The 16,730-nt window shown below is 72.5% G+C and carries 15 protein-coding genes and 1 riboswitch; of the genes, 4 read left to right on the forward strand and 11 right to left on the reverse strand.

Annotated features, from left to right (window positions below; all coding sequences use genetic code 11):
* Window positions 1-5: 5 nt before the first annotated feature.
* From N542_RS26075 to N542_RS0121900, 8 genes are all read right to left on the reverse strand, one after another.
* A complete protein-coding gene (locus tag N542_RS26075; RefSeq protein ID WP_036509379.1) occupies window positions 6-200 on the reverse strand; it encodes a Flp family type IVb pilin in 195 nt (64 codons plus the stop codon).
* An 89-nt stretch (window positions 201-289) separates the two neighbouring features.
* Window positions 290-517, reverse strand: coding sequence for a Flp family type IVb pilin (locus tag N542_RS0121870; protein ID WP_028645748.1), 228 nt, complete (start codon window positions 515-517; stop codon window positions 290-292).
* 167 nt (window positions 518-684) lie between these two features.
* A complete protein-coding gene (locus tag N542_RS0121875) occupies window positions 685-1,920 on the reverse strand; it encodes a M48 family metallopeptidase (RefSeq protein WP_028645749.1) in 1,236 nt (411 codons plus the stop codon).
* Window positions 1,917-3,191, reverse strand: a complete 1,275-nt coding sequence (locus N542_RS26940) for a hypothetical protein (RefSeq protein ID WP_155993301.1) — start codon at window positions 3,189-3,191, stop codon at window positions 1,917-1,919. Before N542_RS26940 ends, N542_RS0121875 begins: the two co-directional genes overlap by 4 nt.
* A 33-nt stretch (window positions 3,192-3,224) precedes the next feature.
* Window positions 3,225-4,160, reverse strand: coding sequence for a C40 family peptidase (locus N542_RS0121885; RefSeq protein ID WP_231482830.1), 936 nt, complete (start codon window positions 4,158-4,160; stop codon window positions 3,225-3,227).
* 63 nt (window positions 4,161-4,223) lie between these two features.
* A riboswitch (cyclic di-AMP (ydaO/yuaA leader) is annotated at window positions 4,224-4,419 on the reverse strand.
* Between the two features lie 193 nt (window positions 4,420-4,612).
* Window positions 4,613-4,819: a hypothetical protein gene (locus N542_RS0121890; RefSeq protein ID WP_051552247.1), complete on the reverse strand. Its 207-nt coding sequence runs from the start codon at window positions 4,817-4,819 to the stop codon at window positions 4,613-4,615.
* Between the two features lie 51 nt (window positions 4,820-4,870).
* Window positions 4,871-6,154 carry an NYN domain-containing protein gene (locus tag N542_RS0121895; RefSeq protein ID WP_028645752.1) on the reverse strand — a complete coding sequence of 428 codons (1,284 nt, stop codon included), beginning with the start codon at window positions 6,152-6,154 and terminating at the stop codon, window positions 4,871-4,873.
* 10 nt (window positions 6,155-6,164) lie between these two features.
* Window positions 6,165-6,419: a hypothetical protein gene (locus tag N542_RS0121900; protein WP_028645753.1), complete on the reverse strand. Its 255-nt coding sequence runs from the start codon at window positions 6,417-6,419 to the stop codon at window positions 6,165-6,167.
* A gap of 98 nt (window positions 6,420-6,517) precedes the next feature.
* On the opposite strand from N542_RS0121900, the gene N542_RS0121905 reads away from it, so the two are divergent.
* From N542_RS0121905 to N542_RS26945, 4 genes are all read left to right on the forward strand, one after another.
* The gene (locus N542_RS0121905; protein ID WP_036509382.1) at window positions 6,518-8,281 is read left to right on the forward strand and encodes a DEDD exonuclease domain-containing protein; all 1,764 of its coding nucleotides are present in this window, start codon (window positions 6,518-6,520) and stop codon (window positions 8,279-8,281) included.
* A gap of 132 nt (window positions 8,282-8,413) precedes the next feature.
* Window positions 8,414-9,886 carry a hypothetical protein gene (locus N542_RS0121910; RefSeq protein ID WP_028645755.1) on the forward strand — a complete coding sequence of 491 codons (1,473 nt, stop codon included), beginning with the start codon at window positions 8,414-8,416 and terminating at the stop codon, window positions 9,884-9,886.
* 9 nt (window positions 9,887-9,895) lie between these two features.
* Complete coding sequence (locus N542_RS0121915; RefSeq protein ID WP_028645756.1) at window positions 9,896-10,174, forward strand: Lrp/AsnC family transcriptional regulator; 279 nt, start codon at window positions 9,896-9,898, stop codon at window positions 10,172-10,174.
* 124 nt (window positions 10,175-10,298) lie between these two features.
* A complete protein-coding gene (locus N542_RS26945) occupies window positions 10,299-14,279 on the forward strand; it encodes an Ig-like domain repeat protein (protein WP_155993303.1) in 3,981 nt (1,326 codons plus the stop codon).
* A gap of 12 nt (window positions 14,280-14,291) precedes the next feature.
* On the opposite strand, the gene trpD is transcribed toward N542_RS26945, so the two are convergent.
* From trpD to N542_RS0121935, 3 genes are read right to left on the reverse strand one after another with little or no spacing between them, the layout of a single operon-like run.
* Window positions 14,292-15,329 (reverse strand): anthranilate phosphoribosyltransferase, encoded by a 1,038-nt coding sequence (gene trpD, locus N542_RS0121925; RefSeq protein ID WP_028645758.1) that lies wholly within the window; start codon window positions 15,327-15,329, stop codon window positions 14,292-14,294.
* On the reverse strand, window positions 15,326-15,745 hold the full coding sequence (locus tag N542_RS0121930) for an Rv3143 family two-component system response regulator (protein ID WP_028645759.1): 420 nt from the start codon (window positions 15,743-15,745) through the stop codon (window positions 15,326-15,328). The genes trpD and N542_RS0121930 overlap by 4 nt, the downstream gene beginning before the upstream one ends.
* A gap of 10 nt (window positions 15,746-15,755) precedes the next feature.
* A complete protein-coding gene (locus N542_RS0121935; RefSeq protein ID WP_028645760.1) occupies window positions 15,756-16,724 on the reverse strand; it encodes a cytochrome c oxidase assembly protein in 969 nt (322 codons plus the stop codon).
* Window positions 16,725-16,730 lie beyond the last annotated feature (6 nt).

The raw sequence follows: 16,730 nt of genomic DNA on the forward strand, positions 1-16,730 counted from the left end.
TCGGGTCAGTTCTGGCAGCTCGTGCTGCCACCGTGCGCGGCGGCGAGGTGACCGGCGAGCTCGTCGCAGCCCGGGTCGAAGAGGGTGTCGCGGACGCTTCCGCCCAGCAGGAACACCACGGAGGCGATCACGGCCGCGATGCCGAACACCAGCAGGCCGTACTCGACGGCAGAGCTGCCGCGCTCGTCATGGACGTGCATGGTGCCTCCTGCTAGTGGTCCCGAAATGTGTTCCGGCCGTGGTCCGCGTTGCGGGGGTAGCGGACCACGGCCGAAGTCTTCTGCTCAGATCAGCTGCACGCGGACGAGGTGTGACCGGCGGTGCTGGTCTGACCCGACTGGATCGTGGTGCAGGTGTCCGAGAAGGTGTTCTTGATCATGCCGCCGAAGAGGAAGATCACGGCGACGATCAGCGCGGCGATGCCGGCGACGAGCAGGCCGTACTCGACGGCGGAGGCGCCGGCCTCGTCGCGGTCGACGCGGCGGGCCTGAAGCAGGTTGCGGAAGTGCTCGAGCATGTGAAGTGGTCCCTTCTCGGATGACCCGGCCAATCCGGGGAGGGGCGATGCCCCATGACTGTCATCCTGCTCCGGCCCGCGGCTGAGCGGGATCGGGCGATGGTCTCGACCGCAGTAGTCCATTCGGGCCATACCGTCACGCCGATCGTCCCGGCGGCCCGCCGGGGTCAGAAGCCGCGCTCGGCCAGCTGCCTGGCGATGGCGATCCGGGTGAGGCCGATCGGGTGCGAGCCGAACCAGAGCTGGGAGAGCGCGGGCGGCGTGGGGTCGGCGAGCGAGCGCAGGGCGAGCTCCCGCTGCACCGCCTCGAACGAGGCGGCGTCCCGCGTGACCAGGAGGGCGTCGACGTCGGCCCGGGTCTCGATCTCGCGGCTGATGGCGTTCTGCACCGGCGAGGAGAGCAGGGTGCCGATCGCGAACAGAGCGAGCACCAGCGGCACGGCGGCCGGCTCACGCATCGACGGCCGGCCCCGGCCCGCCAGCGCCCCCATCACCAGCGCCAGCAGGCCGACCCCGAAGACCGCGCCCGCGGACCCGAGCAGGGACCCCGTGCGCACGTCGTCGTGCTTGGCGTGGGCGAGCTCGTGGGCGACCACCGACAGTGCCTCGTCGCGCGGCACGTCGTCGACCAGGTTGTCGTAGAGGACGACGCGGCGGGTGCTGCCGAAGCCGGACACGTAGGCGTTGAGCGTCGTCGTACGCCGGGACGCGTCGGCCACCAGCACGTCGTTCACCGGCACGCCCTCGGTCTCGGCGAGCTGGAGGACCTGCGTGCGCAGGGTGCCCTCGGGCAGCGAGGTGAAGTCGTTGAAGATCGGCTCGACGAGCACCGGGTAGACGAACGACCCCAGCAGCACCAGACCACCCAGCAGACCTCCGGCGACCGCGGGCCACGCGCGTCGCCACCGTCGGGCACAGCCGACCAGCACGACCAGCAGCACCGAGGTGGCGACGATCTGGACCGCCTCCGTGCGCACCAGGTCGGCCGCGAACCCGCTCCACGCCTGGTTGCTGAGGCCGTTGTCCAGCACGTGGCGCCTCAGCAGGACCGCGAACGGCAGCGTGATGATCCGACCAACCAGCACGACCGCAGCGACCGCGAGCACCACGCGCACCCACCACCACCCGGGCAGCCGACCGACCAGCCGCGGTCCCCAGCGGGTGAACCCCAGCACGCAGGAGACGACCAGCGAGACCGCCAGCGAGCTCCAGCTCCAGATCCGCGCCCAGTGCGCGTAGTCCTCGGCGCGCGCGATCTGCCGGGCGGTGAAGACCGACGTCGCCGGCGCCGGGTCGGGGGTCCCGCCGGGGACGGGGTGCCACGGCACCATCAGCGCCGCGAGCACCACGAAGGCGACGCCGCCGACCGCGGTCACGACCAGGGCGACGCGACGCTCGCTCATCGGGCCAGCTCCCGCAGCTGCCGGCGCCAGTCGCCGGTCAGCTGGGGCAGGGACAGGCCGGTCGCCGACCTCAGCGCGGCCCCGACCGGGCGCCCCCGGTCCACGGCCCGGTAGAACGCGACGAGTGCGCTCTCTCCCGTGCGCGCGGCGATCAGCCGGCAGGCCAGCCAGGCGCTCTCGTACGTCGCGCCCAGCCGCGGCGTGCTGGCCCCGAAGGCCGCCGCGTCGGGCAGTCGGCGCGGCAGCCCGCCCTTGCGCACGACGGCGATGATCTGGGCCGCGGACCGCTGGACGGGGAGGTTGACGTCGCGCAGCGCCACGTAGTCGGCGAAGCCCTCCAGCAGCCACAGCGGGGTGCGGCTGTCCCACGCGCCGGCGGCGACGTGGGTGGTCTCGTGGCTCATCACCACCTGGGCGCCGGTCGGACGCAGGCTCCCGAAGACCTCCGGGTTGGCGAAGACGTGGACCGGCGCGTCCGGCGCGGTCGAGCCGTCGGCCGAGGTCGTGACCGCGGCGATCTGGTCGTAGTCCCCGTCCGCCGCTCCGAGCGCGTGCTCGAGTGCGGTCGTCGACGACGGCACCTCCACGACCAGCCCGGTGCGCCAGCCGGGCAGCACCCGGCGTACGACCGGCACGGCCGCCTCGGCGCGGGTCGCGTAGCGGTCCGCGTCGGCCGACGTGCCCGCGACCACCACGAGCGTGGACGGCGTACGGCGCACCTGGACCGGGCCGGACAGCCAGACCGGCGACACCCGGTCACCGCCGCCGAAGCCGGTCAGTGCCACCCGGTCACCGTCGTCGACCAGGTGCGCCTCGACCTCGGCGCGGGCGGAGACCGTGTCGAAGCCCCGGAAGCGCCACGTCGCGTCGACCGCCGCGCCCCAGGCGCCGTCGGAGGTCGGCGCACCGTCGTCGTCGACGTAGCGCAGGGTGAAGTCACCGATGCGCAGCGCGGCTGCGTTGGCGACCAGGTCGGCCAGGCGGTCACCCGCCGCCGGGTCGTCGCTCGGCGCGAGCGCCCGGGCGGCGTCGTCGTCCCCGTCGCGCACGGCGCGCTCGAACGCCGCCAGGGTGCTGCCGGCGAGCGTCGGGTCGACGCTCGGCCGGGCCGACCGCGGCGTCGGAGCGACGTACGTGCCGTCGCTGGTCAGCGACCAGGCGAGGAGGCCGGTGGCGACCAGGAGGGACAGCGCTCCACCCCACAGCACCGGGCCGGTCGCCCACCATCGGGGGCGACCGGCCACAGATGGCTGGTCGGGGTCAACGCTCACCCAGGCATTGTGCCGGGCGAGGCCCAGGAAGCCTCAGCCGGGACGGACGGCGCCGACGTACGGCATGGCGTGCAGGCTGGTGACGCGGACCCCAGCACCCGGGTTCTCGGCGTTCACGATCATGCCGTTGCCGATGTACATCCCGACGTGGCTGATCGGGCTGTAGTAGAAGACCAGGTCGCCCGGCTGCAGGTCGCCCTCGGCGACCCGGGTGCCGGTGTTGTACTGCGCACTGGAGGAGTGGGGCAGGCCGACGCCGGCCGCGCCCCAGGCCCGCATGGTCAGGCCCGAGCAGTCAAAGGCGCCGGGACCGGCGGCGCCGAACACGTAGGCCTTGCCGACCTGCGCGAGCGCGTACTTGACCGCTGCCGCGGCCCGGCCGGAGGCGGGCACGTCGGAGGGGACCCGGACGGAGCCGCGCGAGAGCATCTCCTCGCGCTCCTTGTCCTTGAGCCCGTTGAGCAGCGTCTTGGCCTCGGCGAGCCGGTCGTCGACGACCGCCTTCTCGGCGGCGAGCTTCTTCTCGGTCTTCGCGACGTCGGCGGCCCGCTTCGCGGTCGCGTGCTTGCGGATCTGGAGCGCGTCGGACTCGGTGGCGTACGTGTCGTAGAGCTGCGACTGGAGGTCGTTGTAGGCCGACATCGTGGAGAGCTGGGCCAGGAAGCTCGTCGGGTCGTCGGAGACGACGACCTGGCCGACGTTGGAGAGGCTCTGCCCCTCGTACTGACGCACGATGGAGTCCTGGACCTGGTCGCGGACGTCCTCGAACGCATGGTCCTGGCGCGCCTGGTCGGACCGCAGCGAGGCCAGGTCACCCTGGAGGTCGCGCAGCTCGATCTTCGCGTCGTTGTACCGCTCCTGGGCCTGCTCGGCCTCGTGGAAGAGGTGGTCGACGCGCTTCTGGACGTCGTCGATGCTCGGCTCGGCCTGGGCCGGCGAGGACGGCATGAAGCCGACCGCCGCGATCATGGCGCAACCCGAGAGAATGGTGATGAATCGCTTCCGGCTCTTCTGCAGCACGAGCAGGAGTTCTCCTTGTACGTCGTACGCCTACCGGGTGAGCTGACGGATTCGGGCACGACATTTGCCCTACTCCGATCGGGTCCCGGCACACGTGCCGTCACCGTCTCGGAGATTCACCCCTGGCAGCGAGCGGACCCGCCACCGATGGTTCCCCGGCTCCCAGCACCTCGACAGGTCGAGAGCTGGGACTCAGCGCGGTGGCCGCGCGGATCCTCGTGATCCACTCACCGGCCACCTGAACGGCTGAGGTTAGTCGGAGACCTGCGGCGCGACCAAACTTTCGGGCCGGGACGCGCCCGGATTTAACGGTGAGTTTGTGCACGACCGGTCGGAACTGCCACCGAGGCGTCACATCAGTCACGCTTGCCCCAGAAGTCACAGCAGTCACAGCAGCCGTGTCACGCGGACTCCATGTGCGGCGGGTCGACCGGCCGGACCAGCCGGAGCGGCGGCACGAGCCCGCCCTCGGCCAGGACGTCGAGGGCCCGCTGCTCGTCGTCGTCGAAGGTGAGCTCGGGCGGTGGGCCGAGCAGGACGGTGACCACGCAGTCGTGGCAGTGCAGGCCGCGCACCTCGCAGGTGTCGCAGTCGATTCTGGTGCTCATGACAGGAACGGTGACAGGGCCCACCGACAGTCGCCCGGCGAGGCGACGAGGTCAGCGGGCGACGAGGCCGAGCAGGGCGTCGGGGTCCACCACGCGGGCGCCGTCGCGAGCCACGTCCACGGCGACCTCGCGGTCCGCGGTGACGACGAGCACGACGCGGCCCGTGGGCTCCACGGCCACGAGGTCGCGGATCACGTCGTCGGCGATCACGCCGCGCGGGCTGTAGAGCACGCGTACGCCGCGCGGCGCGACGACCGGCGGCCGGTGATCGGTCTCGGCGGCGTCGAAGACCACCGTCGTCTCCGCCCCGGTGCGAGCGACGAGCGGCGCCAGGCTGCCGGCCAGCCGGTTGCGCTGCGCCTCCAGCGACGAGCTCGGCCAGGCCCGCTTGCTGACGTTGTAGCCATCGACGATCAGGCGGGAGCGTGGCATCGCGAGGTACTGCTCCAGCAGCCCCGGGTCGGCCGCCCCCAGCGCACCGGCCGAGCTCGGGACCCGCACCCCGCTCGCGGCCACGTCGGCCTCGACGCGGTCGGCGGGAGCCCCCTCGATCGCGGGCAGCGCGAGCTCGCGCCGCAGCCCGGTGGCCGCGTCGATCACGGACTCGAGCAGGAGCCGGGCTCGCACGGTGGCCTCGTCGCGCTCGGAGCGGGCGTCGCGCCGGGCCTGGACACCGTCGGCGTCGTGGCGCTCGACCTGCGCCCTCAGCTGCCGGTTCTCCTTCTCGAGCGCCGCGATCCGCGTCGACGCCTCGGTCCGACCCGTCGCCAGCTCGGCGTCCATCCGGTCGGCGCGGGTCGTGGCCTCGCGCTCGGCCGCGCGGGCCTCGCCGAGCCGGCGCCGCAGGGTCGCGTGCTCGGCCTGGTGCTCCTCGCGGAGGCTCTCCTCGCGAGCCAGCTGGGCCGCACGCAGCTCGCGCACGGCCTGCTCCGCGTCGGCGAGCCGCTTGCGCAGGCGCTCCAGCTCGCGGTCCCGGCTCTCACCGACCGCAGCGGACTCCTCGATCCGGGCGAGCCGCTCGCTGACGACACCCTCCCAGCCGTCGGGACGGGTCAGCCACGCCCGCGCGACCACCGCGACGTCGTCGGCGTCGTCGGGCTCGGCGCGCGCCGCGACCTGGACCCCGACCCGCTCGCGCACCTCGTCGTCGGCGAGAGCGTCGACGATGGCACTGGCTCCGAGGCGGGCCCGGCGGGCGGGCGCGAACGACGCCACCCGTCGTACGGCCGGCGGCAGGGTGGGTACGTCGGGCAGCACGTCGGACACCTGGGCGACGACGCGCGTGCGGACCGGCTCGGGGAGCCCGGCCAGCGGGAGCGGCTGGGATGAGGACACGACGGCTCCGTCAGCTCGGCTCGAGGTCGGCGCCGACGGACTCGAAGCCGGCCACCAGCTCGATGGCGTCGGAGCGGCCGCACCAGCGGCAGGTCACCTGCTCGACCGACTCGGTCCGCAGCTCGGTCTCCTCGACCCGGTGCTCGCCGGCGAGGTCGAAGTGCCAGAACTCGGTCGTGCGGCGGGTGCGGGTCACGTCGAAGCGGGTGAGGTTGCCGCAGCCGGCGCAACGCCAGCGCTGCCCGCTGTCCGGGATCGTCGTCATCGCACCTCCTCCACCGCCTCGGTGGTCAGACCCCAGCCTACGACCGGGTCCCGCGCGGCGCCGTCCGATTGTCGGTGGCCGCCTCTAGCGTCGACGGCATGAGCGGTTGGGAGGTGCAGCGGAGCTTCGACGAGCTGGGGCGTCCGCTGCGTGACCTGACCTTCTGCGTCGTCGACCTCGAGACGACCGGCGGCTCGGCCGAGGGCGGCTCGATGATCACCGAGATCGGCGCGGTCAAGGTGCGCGGTGGCGAGGTGCTGGGCGAGTTCCAGACCCTGGTCAACCCGCGGACCGAGATCCCCGCCTTCATCGCGGTCCTCACCGGCATCACCAACGGCATGGTGTCGGGTGCCCCCCCGATCGAGTCGGCCCTGCCCGCGTTCCTCGAGTTCGCCGCCGGGTGCGTGCTGGTCGCCCACAACGCGCCGTTCGACGTCGGGTTCCTGCGCTACTTCGCCGAGCAGCAGGGCCGCGCCTGGCCGACGTTCGAGGTGCTCGACACCGCCAGGCTGGCGCGCCGGGTGATCACCCGCGACGACGCCCCCAACTGCAAGCTCTCCTCGCTCGCCCGGCTCTTCAACTCCTCGACCACGCCCAACCACCGCGCGCTCGACGACGCCCGCGCCACGGTCGACGTGCTGCACGGGCTGATGGAGCGGCTGGGCGGGGTCGGCGTGCTGACCCTCGAGGAGCTGCAGACCTTCTCCTCGCGCGTCACCACCGCCCAGCGGCGCAAGCGGCACCTCGCCGAGGGACTCCCCCACGCCCCGGGCGTCTACCTCTTCCGCGACGACCGGGCCCGGGTGCTGTACGTCGGCACCTCGCGCGACCTGCGCACCCGCGTCCGCTCCTACTTCACGGCCTCCGAGACCCGGTCCCGGATGGGCGAGATGGTCGGCATCGCCAGCGTCGTCGACGGCATCGAGTGCGCCACCCCGCTCGAGGCCGAGGTGCGAGAGCTGCGGCTGATCGCCGAGCACAAGCCGCGCTACAACCGGCGCTCCCGGTTCCCCGAGCGCGTCCACTTCATCAAGCTGACCCGCGAGCCCTGGCCCCGGCTGTCGCTGGTGCGCCGCGTGCTCGACGACGACGCCGACTACCTCGGGCCCTTCTCGTCGAAGAAGACCGCGGAGAAGTGCCTGGCCGCCCTGCACGACACCTTCCCGATCCGGCAGTGCTCCGACCGGATGTCCCGGCAGCCCGTGGTGGGGCGCAGCGCCTGCGTGCTCGCCGAGATGGGCCGCTGCCTCTCGCCCTGCGACGGCAGCGTCGACGAGGCGACGTACGCCGTGGTCGTGCGCCAGCTGCGCGACACCCTGCTGCGCCGCCCGGACGAGGTGGTCGAGGCGATCAACGCCCGGATGGCGGCGCTGGCCGACGACGAGCGCTTTGAGGAGGCCAGCCACCACCGCGACCGGCTCGCCGCCTTCGTGCGAGCAGCCGCCCGCACCCAGCGGCTCTCCGCGCTCACCCGGTGCTCCGAGATCGTGGCCGTCCGACGCGACGACGCCGGGCGGTGGGAGGTCCACGTCGTCCGCCACGGTCGGCTGGCCGCGGCCGGCGTGATCCCGCCCGGCGCCGACGCCGTCGGCTACGTCGACACCCTGCGGCAGTCTGCCGAGACCGTCCGCACCGGACCCGGCCCCGTGCCGGCCGCGACGGCGGAGGAGAGCGAGAAGATCCTGCGCTGGCTGGAGTCCCCGGGCATCCGCCTCGTCGACGTCGACGGCGAGTGGACCTGCCCGGTGGCCGGCGCGACGCGCCACCTCGCCGTGCACGACGCCGTCAACCAGTCCCGGCTCTCGCTGGTGCCCTTCGACGACCGGCGCAGCCTGACCCCCGTGCACCAGCCCGCTCGCTGACCGGCTGTCCACTACGCCCGTGTCGGCCGAGTGGCCATATCTCCTAGTCACCGCGGGCCATCGCCCCGCTGCGGCGTCCTGCTCGACTCCCGGGTCTTCTAGCGTGGCCGCGACCACGAGAGAGGACCACCCGTGTCTGCAACGCTGGCGCCGGACCCGGACACGGACGTCGCGACGACGCCGGACCGGCCGCGCCGCAGCGTCGTCCCCGTGCTCACGAGGTCGGTGCTCCCCTTCCTGCTGCTCCTCGGCTGCCTGCTCGCGGCCGTGCGCCTGGCGGCGATCCCACTCACCAACTTCGACACCTACTTCCACCTGCGCTTCGGCCACGAGTTCCTGACCGACTGGTCGCTGCGCCACCCGGGATCGGTGACGACGTACGCCACCGCCGACTGGGTGCCGACCCAGTGGCTGCCCGAGGTGGTGATGGCCAGGGCCGAGGACTGGTTCGGACTGGCCGGGGTCGCCTGGCTCTCCGGCCTCCAGCTCTGCACGCTCGTCATCGTCTTCTACCTCGTGGCCCGGCGACAGGCCTCGGCGATCATCGCCGCCACGGTCACCGTGTTCGCCCTGATCGCGTCCCTGCCCGGCCTCACCATGCGCCCCCAGGTGATCAGCTACATCCTGATCGCGGTCACGATGGCCCTGTGGCTGCGGGCCCGTCGCGACGGCACCGCACCCTGGCTGATGGTGCCCATGACCTGGGTCTGGGCCATGTCCCACGGGATGTGGCCGGTCGGGATCGTGATCGGTGCGGTCGCCGCGGTCGGGCTGCTGCTCGACCACGACCGGGCCGCCTGGAGGCAGCGGCTGCTGGTGCCGCTGCTGTCCCTGGTCGCCGCCGGCCTCACGCCCGTCGGCCCCGCGCTCTACTCGGCGGTGCTGCTGGTCAGCTCCCGGGCGCAGTACTTCTCCGAGTGGGATCCGCCGCGCTTCACCACCCCGAGCTGCCTGGCGCTCCTGGTCCTGCTCGCCCTCACCGTCACGGTGCTGCTCCGCCGCGACCGGACGCCGTGGTTCGACGTGCTGATGCTGCTGCTGGCGGCCGGCTTCGCCGTCTACTCCAACCGGACCGTCCCGGTCAGCGCGGCGATGATGGTGCCGCTCGCCGCCCTCGCCCTGCAGGTGCCGAGCGGCCCCAGGACCGCTCCGGGCCGGGTCGAGCGGACCGCCGTCGCGCTGGCGTACGCACTCGCCCTCGTCGTGCTGGCGATCGCCGTCCCCCGGACCTCGGATGCGCCCCCGGTGCAGCCCGCCTGGATGGACCAGACGCTCAGCGCGCTTCCCGCCGGGACACCGGTGCTCGACGAGTGGGTCTGGGGCGGGTACCTGATGTGGCGCTACCCCAACCTCGACCTGACCTCCCACGGCTACGGCGACACGTTCACGACGGCCGAGCTCGACCGCAACACCGACGTCCCGAGGCTCGAGAAGGGCTGGATCCCTGCGGTGAGCAAGATGGGGGTGGACTACGCCCTGTTGAGGACGGACTCACCGCTGGCCTACGCGCTGCGGACCACGCAGGGGTGGACGGTGCTGCACCGGTCCAAGGCGCTCGTCCTCCTGCATCGCCCGACCGACGCCGCGGATGCCCCGGTCGGCTAGTTTGGCGCCATGATCACCGCCATCGTGTTCGTGAAGGCCGACGTCGCCCGGATCCCGGAGGTCGCCGAGGCGATCGCCGCGCTCGACGGGATCAGCGAGGTCTACTCGGTGACCGGTCAGATCGACCTGATCGCGCTGGTCCGGGTGCGCGACCACGACGACGTGGCCTCGGTGGTGGCCGACCGGCTCAACAAGGTCCCCGGCGTGCAGGCCACCGAGACCCACATCGCGTTCCGGGCCTACTCCCGCCACGACCTCGAGTCGGCGTTCTCCCTCGGGCTCGACTGAGCGCCCGGGGTCGGCCAAACGGTCAGACCCCGTGGCCCGGGCAGGCCATCTTCGACGCTGAGCAGCGTGGCGGACGGCAGCGCCGTCGTACCGTCGCGACTCGGTCTTCGGGAGAGGAACAACCGTGCCCACTGCCCGGTCTCGTACGCGCGTGCTCGCCGCTCTGCTGGTCTCCATCGTGGTCAGCGCCGGGCTCGGTCTGGTCGGCGCCGCACCGGCGCTCGCCCTGGAGGCCCCGACGGGTCTGGCGCCGGCCGGCGGTGAGGCCGTCGCCTCCACCCCGGTCCTGAGCTGGGACCGGGTCCCGGGAGCCGCGAAGTACGACGTGCAGGTGTCGACGAGCGCGGAGTTCGGCTCGACGCTCGTCAGCATCACCACCGTCAACCACCAGTACGCCCCGGCTCGCCAGCTGCCGAGCGGCGCGCTCTACTGGCGGGTCCGGGTCAACGGCTCCGGCGATGCCTGGAGCACCGCGGACTTCTCCCGCTCCACCCTGTCACCGCCGGTGGTCACCGGTCCGGGCGACGGCGCCCAGCTCGCCCAGCCGCAGTCCCCTCCGACACTGACCTGGGAGCCCGTCGCCGGCGCCGACGGCTACGAGGTGCAGTACGGCAAGGACCCCCACTTCACCGACCAGACCTCGAGCAAGACGACGGAGAGCACGACCCTCATCGTCGACCTGCAGCCGCCGGCGCCGTACTTCTGGCACGTGCGGGCGCAGCTCGGCGACGGCATCTACACCGATTGGTCGAGCTCGCGCACCTACACGGTCCTCGGGCTGTCGGGCCCGGGTGACGACCCGCAAGCGCCGGACAACGACGAGAACCAGAACGTCCAGGACGTCGTCCTCGACTGGGCGCCGATCGCCGGCGCCAAGAGCTACGACGTGCAGATCGGGACCGACTCCCAGTTCCTGACCAAGGTCCACGAGCGTGGTGGCATCCTCGGCACCCGCTACTCCCCGCCGCAGACGCTGAACAACGACCAGTACTGGTGGCAGGTGCGCCCGGTCGACGGCGCCGGCAACAAGCTCGACTGGTCGCAGGTCCCCGTCTGGCAGTTCCGTCGCAACTGGCCCGACCAGCCGGTGCTGCGCTACCCGGTGGACAACGCCACGGTGGGCGATCCGTTCTACTTCCAGTGGTCGCCGGTCAAGCACGCGAGCAAGTACACGGTGCAGGTCAGCCCCAACGTGAGCTTCAAACCCGACAACCTCACGAAGACGTGCACGACGGTCCACACGACGCTGGCCATGGGCGACGGCGGCAGCTGCTTCCCGGCTGCCCTGGGCACGTACTACTGGCGGGTGCTAGCAACCGACGAGTTCGCGACGAACGCACCGGTCACCGACATCCTGTCCTCGGACACCCAGGTGCACCGGTTCACCTACGACCCGGGCCTGGTCACGCTTCTGGGACCGGGCAACGGGTCGACCGTCGCGGTGCCCACCCTGTCGTGGGCACCGGTGGCAGGTGCCGCGAAGTACCGGGTCACGATCGGGTCCGCGACCTACACCACCCCGTCCACCTCGTTCACTCCGCGCGGCTTGGGCGAGGGGACCTACCGCTGGGACGTCCGCACCATCTCGGAGGACGGCCGGCTCGGATCCGGCCTCCTGACCGCCGGGCAGCGCACCTTCGTGCTGCCCGCGCCTGCCGATCCGCCGGAGGACCCGCCCGTCGTCTACCCGACCCCGACGCCTGCGGCCGTGGCGCCGTCCTACCGCTTCCCGACACTGCGGTGGACCGAGGTCCCCGCAGCCGAGCACTACGAGATCCAGGTCCGTCCGAAGGGGACGATCGGCTGGACCACGGTCGGCGCGGAGTTCGAGTTCCCGGCGGGCGAGGATACCGGTACGGACTTCCTCTCACCCGGCAAGTACGAGTGGCAGGTCGACGCCTACCTCCCGGACAACGTCACGAGGTCCGGCTCCACCGGCACCTTCGAGATCCTCGAGCTGCCGCCCGTCCCGGTCACCAGCTACCGAGCGGCCCTGACCGGCAACGCCCTCCTCGGGAAGGCAGGGGCGTCCGTCGACGCCTGTGATGCGAGCCTGCCGGCCACCTGCCAGAACCTGCGGCAGACCCCCGTCCTCGGCTGGACCTCTCCGGACCCCAACGTCGGCTACTACGAGCTGTACGTCGCCAACGACCCCGAGCTGACCAACCCGGTCTTCCAGAAGCCCATCAAGGTGTCCTCGACGATGTGGACCTACACCGCGGCGCTCCCGGACAACCAAGCAGCGACCGGGTACTACTGGGCGCTGGCGCCGTGCACCACCAGCGGCTACTGCAGCGCGCCGGAGCACGCGACGCACGCGTTCAACAAGACCAGCAGGGCGGCGACCCTGGTCTCCCCCGCCGACCAGGCGGTCGTCCAGGACGACGTCACCCTGACGTGGGCCGACTACCTCGACAGCCAGGCGGTCGTCGACGGCGCGGACCCGGACACCGCGACCCCGCTCGACACACCGGCCGAGACCGAGGCCCGGCAGTACCGGGTGCAGACGTCGACCGATCCCGCCTTCACCAACAACCCCACGACGACGACCACCACCACGGTGGTCGACCAGCGGACCTTCACGTCGTTCGGCGACACCTACCCCGAGGGCACGATCTACTGGCGGGTCCAGGCGGTCGACGGGTCCGGCAACGCGCTCGCATGGAGCGCGACGCGCAGCTTCGTCAAGCAGTCACCCACCCCGGCGCTGACCGCACCGGTCCCGGGCGCCACGATCCCGGGCGACGACGTGCTGGCGTGGGACCCGCTCGACTTCGCGGGCAGCTACGTCGTCGAGGTCTACAAGGGCAACGACCAGCTCGCGAACTCGGCCAACCGGGTGGTGAACGCCACGGTCAACCGGGTCGGCTACGTCCTCAACTCGCTCGACCCCGACCTCGGTCCCTACACCTGGCGGGTCCGCCGCAACGACGCGGCCGGGCGGCCGGGCGCGTGGAGCGCCCTCCGGTCCTTCTCGGTCACGCGGCCGGCACCGGTGCTGGCCGCCCCACCGGTCGACGCTGACGTCCAGCCCTCGGACGCGCTCTTCACCTGGGGTGCGGTGCCCCGGGCGACCAAGTACCGCTTCGAGCGGCGCCTGGTCGGCGCCGCCACGGTGGCGGAGACCCAGGTGACCCCGGCGCTGGCCTGGGCCCCGACCGCGGCGATCGCCGGCGGTGCCTGGCAGTGGCGGGTCACGGCCCTCGACACCCAGAGCCACGCGCTGGGGACGTCGGACTGGCGGGCCTTCTCCGTCATCGACACCCCGGTCGCGACCATCCCGGTCTCGATCTCCGGGTCGGGCAAGGTCGCGACGCCGCTCACCCTGGTCCCGCCGACCTGGAACATGCCGGCCGAGACGGTGACCACGACCTACCAGTGGTACGTCGGCGGCTCGGCCGTCAAGGACGAGACCGGTCCGACGTACGACGTCACGACGGCCGACGTCGGCAAGGCCGTCACGGTGCGCGCGACAGCGACGCGGCCCGGCTACAAGTCCGGGAGCTCCACCAGCAACGCCATCGCTGCCGGGCTAGGTGCGGTCATCCACGCCACGAACCCGCCGTCGATCACCGGCACCCCCGCGGTCGGCGCCGTGCTGACCGCCAGGAGCGGCACGTGGCCGGGCGCGCCCAGCTACCAGTACCAGTGGACGTCGAACGGGGTCTCCATCCCCGGCGCCACCGGCTCGACGTACCGGGTGCAGACCAAGGACGCCGCCCGACTGCTGCGGGTGCGGGTCACGGCGACCATCGCCGGCTACTCCCCCGGCTCGGCGACGAGCAGCGGGCTCACGATCCGCAAGATCGCGACGAGGACGACCTCACGGCTGCGGGCGGCCAAGGTCACCGCGGCGCGGCACGGCATCGTCGAGGTGACCGTCACCGCCAAGGACGTGCCCAAGCCGGTCGGCAGGGTGCGGATCACCGAGGGCTCGAGAGTCCTGACGACGGTCACCCTCGGCTCGAGCAGGGGCGGGCGCATCGCGATCAGCGTGCCGCGGCTCAAGGTCGGCACCCACCTGCTCAAGGCGAGCTACCTCGGCGGCACCGTGACCCTGCGGTCCACCGCACGCGTGGTCCGACTGGTGGTGACGAAGCGGTAGTGCCGGTGGCCGTCAGGAGGAGCTGGCGGCCACCCAGCGCTCGAGCGCAGCCTGGGCCGCGCCGGAGTCGACGGCCTCGGTCGCCCGGACCATCCCCGCCGCGAGCGCTGCCTGCGGCTCCTCGGTGGGCGCATCGTGCACGGCCAGAGCCGCCGCCGCGTTGAGGAGCACGGCGTCCCGCACCGGACCCGTCTCCCCCGCAAGCACCCGGCGTACGACGTCGGCGTTGTGAGCGGCGTCGCCACCGCGCAGCGCCTCCGTGGTGCCGCGCGGGACGCCGAGCTCCGTGGGGTCGACCACGCTCTGCGTGACCTGACCCCCGTGCACCCGCCACACCCGCGAGGTGGTCGTCGTGGTGAGCTCGTCGAGCCCGTCGTCCCCGCGGAAGACCCACGCGTCGACACCGCGGCCGGCGAAGACGCCCGCCATCACCGGCGCCTGGCGCGGGTCGGCGCAGCCGATCGCCTGGGCACCGGCGCGAGCCGGGTTGGTCAGCGGACCGAGCAGGTTGAAGGTGGTGCCGATGCCCAGCTCGCGCCGGGCGACCGCCGCGTGCCGCATCGCGGGGTGGAAGGTCGCCGCGAAGCAGAACGTGATGCCGGCCTCGGCGGCCACGGCCGCGACCCGCTCGGGTGCGAGGTCCAGCCGGATGCCGAGCTGCTCGAGGACGTCGGCGGAGCCGGACTTCGACGACGCGGAGCGGTTGCCGTGCTTGACCACCTTCGCACCGGCGCCGGCGGCCACGATCGCTGCCATGGTGGAGATGTTGACCGACATCGAGCGGTCCCCGCCGGTGCCGACGATGTCGAGCAGGCGGCCGGGGATCGAGAGCGGGGTCGCGACGGCGTACATCGCCTCGACCAGCCCGAGGACCTCCTCGATGGTCTCGCCCTTGGCCCGGAGGGCGACCGCGAAGCCCGCGATCTGCGCCGGGGTGGCCTCGCCGGAGAGCAGCTCCCGCATCGCCCAGGCGGTCTGCGTCGTGTCGAGGTCGGTGCCCGCGACCAGGGCGCCGAGGACCTCGCTCCAGCTCGTGTGCTGAGCGCTCACGTGGTGGCAGGCACGCGCGAGCGCAGCAGCGCGACGACCGTCTCGGCCAGCTGGATCGGGTCCAGCGGGTGCGGTACGGCGCCCTCGGCCCGCGACCACGTCGCCAGCCAGGCGTCCTGCGGCCGGCCGGTCAGCACGACGACGGGCGGGCACTGGTAGATCTCGTCCTTGAGCTGCTTCGCGATGCCCATCCCACCGGCGGGCGCCGCCTCGCCGTCCAGGATCGCCAGGTCGATCGCGCCGGAGTCCATGTTCTGGATGACGACCGGCTCCGTGGCGACCTCGACGTACTCGAGCTCGGGCAGGTCCGGGTGCGGTCTGCGGCCGAGGGCCAGGATGACCTGCTGGCGGGTGTTCACGTCGTCGCTGTAGACGAGCACCTTCAACGGGGCCGTCGGGGAGGTCGAGTCGCTCACGTTCGCGAGCCTACCGGTCACCGTCGGCCGCGCGGGCGGTTGCCGCGCGTTCGGCCTCGGCACGTTCGCGCGCCTCGAGCAGGTCGAGGCGCCGGTCCTCCCGGCTCGCCTCCTGCATCGACTGGCGCACCCACTGCACGAAGAGCACCCCGAAGAGCACCAGCGCGATCAGGTCGCCCGAGCCCCACAGGATGCCGCCGGCGAGGTGCTGGTCGTCGATCGGCGCCGGCAGCCAGCTGCCCATCGGGCCGTCGTGCAGGTCGGCGTAGTGCGACCCGCCGATGATGTCCTCCTCGGCCATGATCGTGACGCCGAGGAAGGCGTGGAACGGCAGCGTCAGGACGACGAGCAGCATCCGGAACGGGTAGCCCACCCGCCCCGGGAGCGGGTCGATGCCCACGATCGGCCAGAAGAAGAGGCAGCCGACCACCACGAGGTGGATGTGCATCATCTCGTGGAGGTACGTCGAGTCGAGCGTGGCCGGGTACCAGCCGGAGAAGTAGAGCGCCCAGGGCGAGATGACGTACAGCAGGAACGTCAGCGGGGGGAACGACAGGACCCGGGCGACCCGGGAGTGCAGGACGACCAGCAGCCAGCGGCGCGGGGCCGCCGGCAGCGTCCGCAGCGCCAGCGTCACGGGGGCGCCGAGCGCGAGCGTCATCGGCACCAGCATCGAGAGGATCATGTGCTGGACCATGTGGACGCTGATCAGCGTGTCGTCGTACGTCCCGAGGCCGGAGGCGGTCGCGAAGTAGAAGAGCCCCATCCCGACCGGCACGAACGAGATCGTGCGGCCGATCGGCCACCGGTCCCCGCGCCGGTGCAGCTTGACGACGCCCCAGACGTACAGGCCGGCGACCCAGACCGTCAGGACGAAGGCGACCGGCTGCAGCGACCACCCCGTGAAGACCGTGCTGAGGGTGAACCGAGGCAGGTCGGACTCGGTGTCGAGGGCGGCGATGAGGTCGGGGACGAGCACATTGTG

It is taken from the genome of Nocardioides sp. URHA0020 (assembly GCF_000620705.1).
Taxonomy (GTDB): Bacteria; Actinomycetota; Actinomycetes; order Propionibacteriales; family Nocardioidaceae; genus Nocardioides.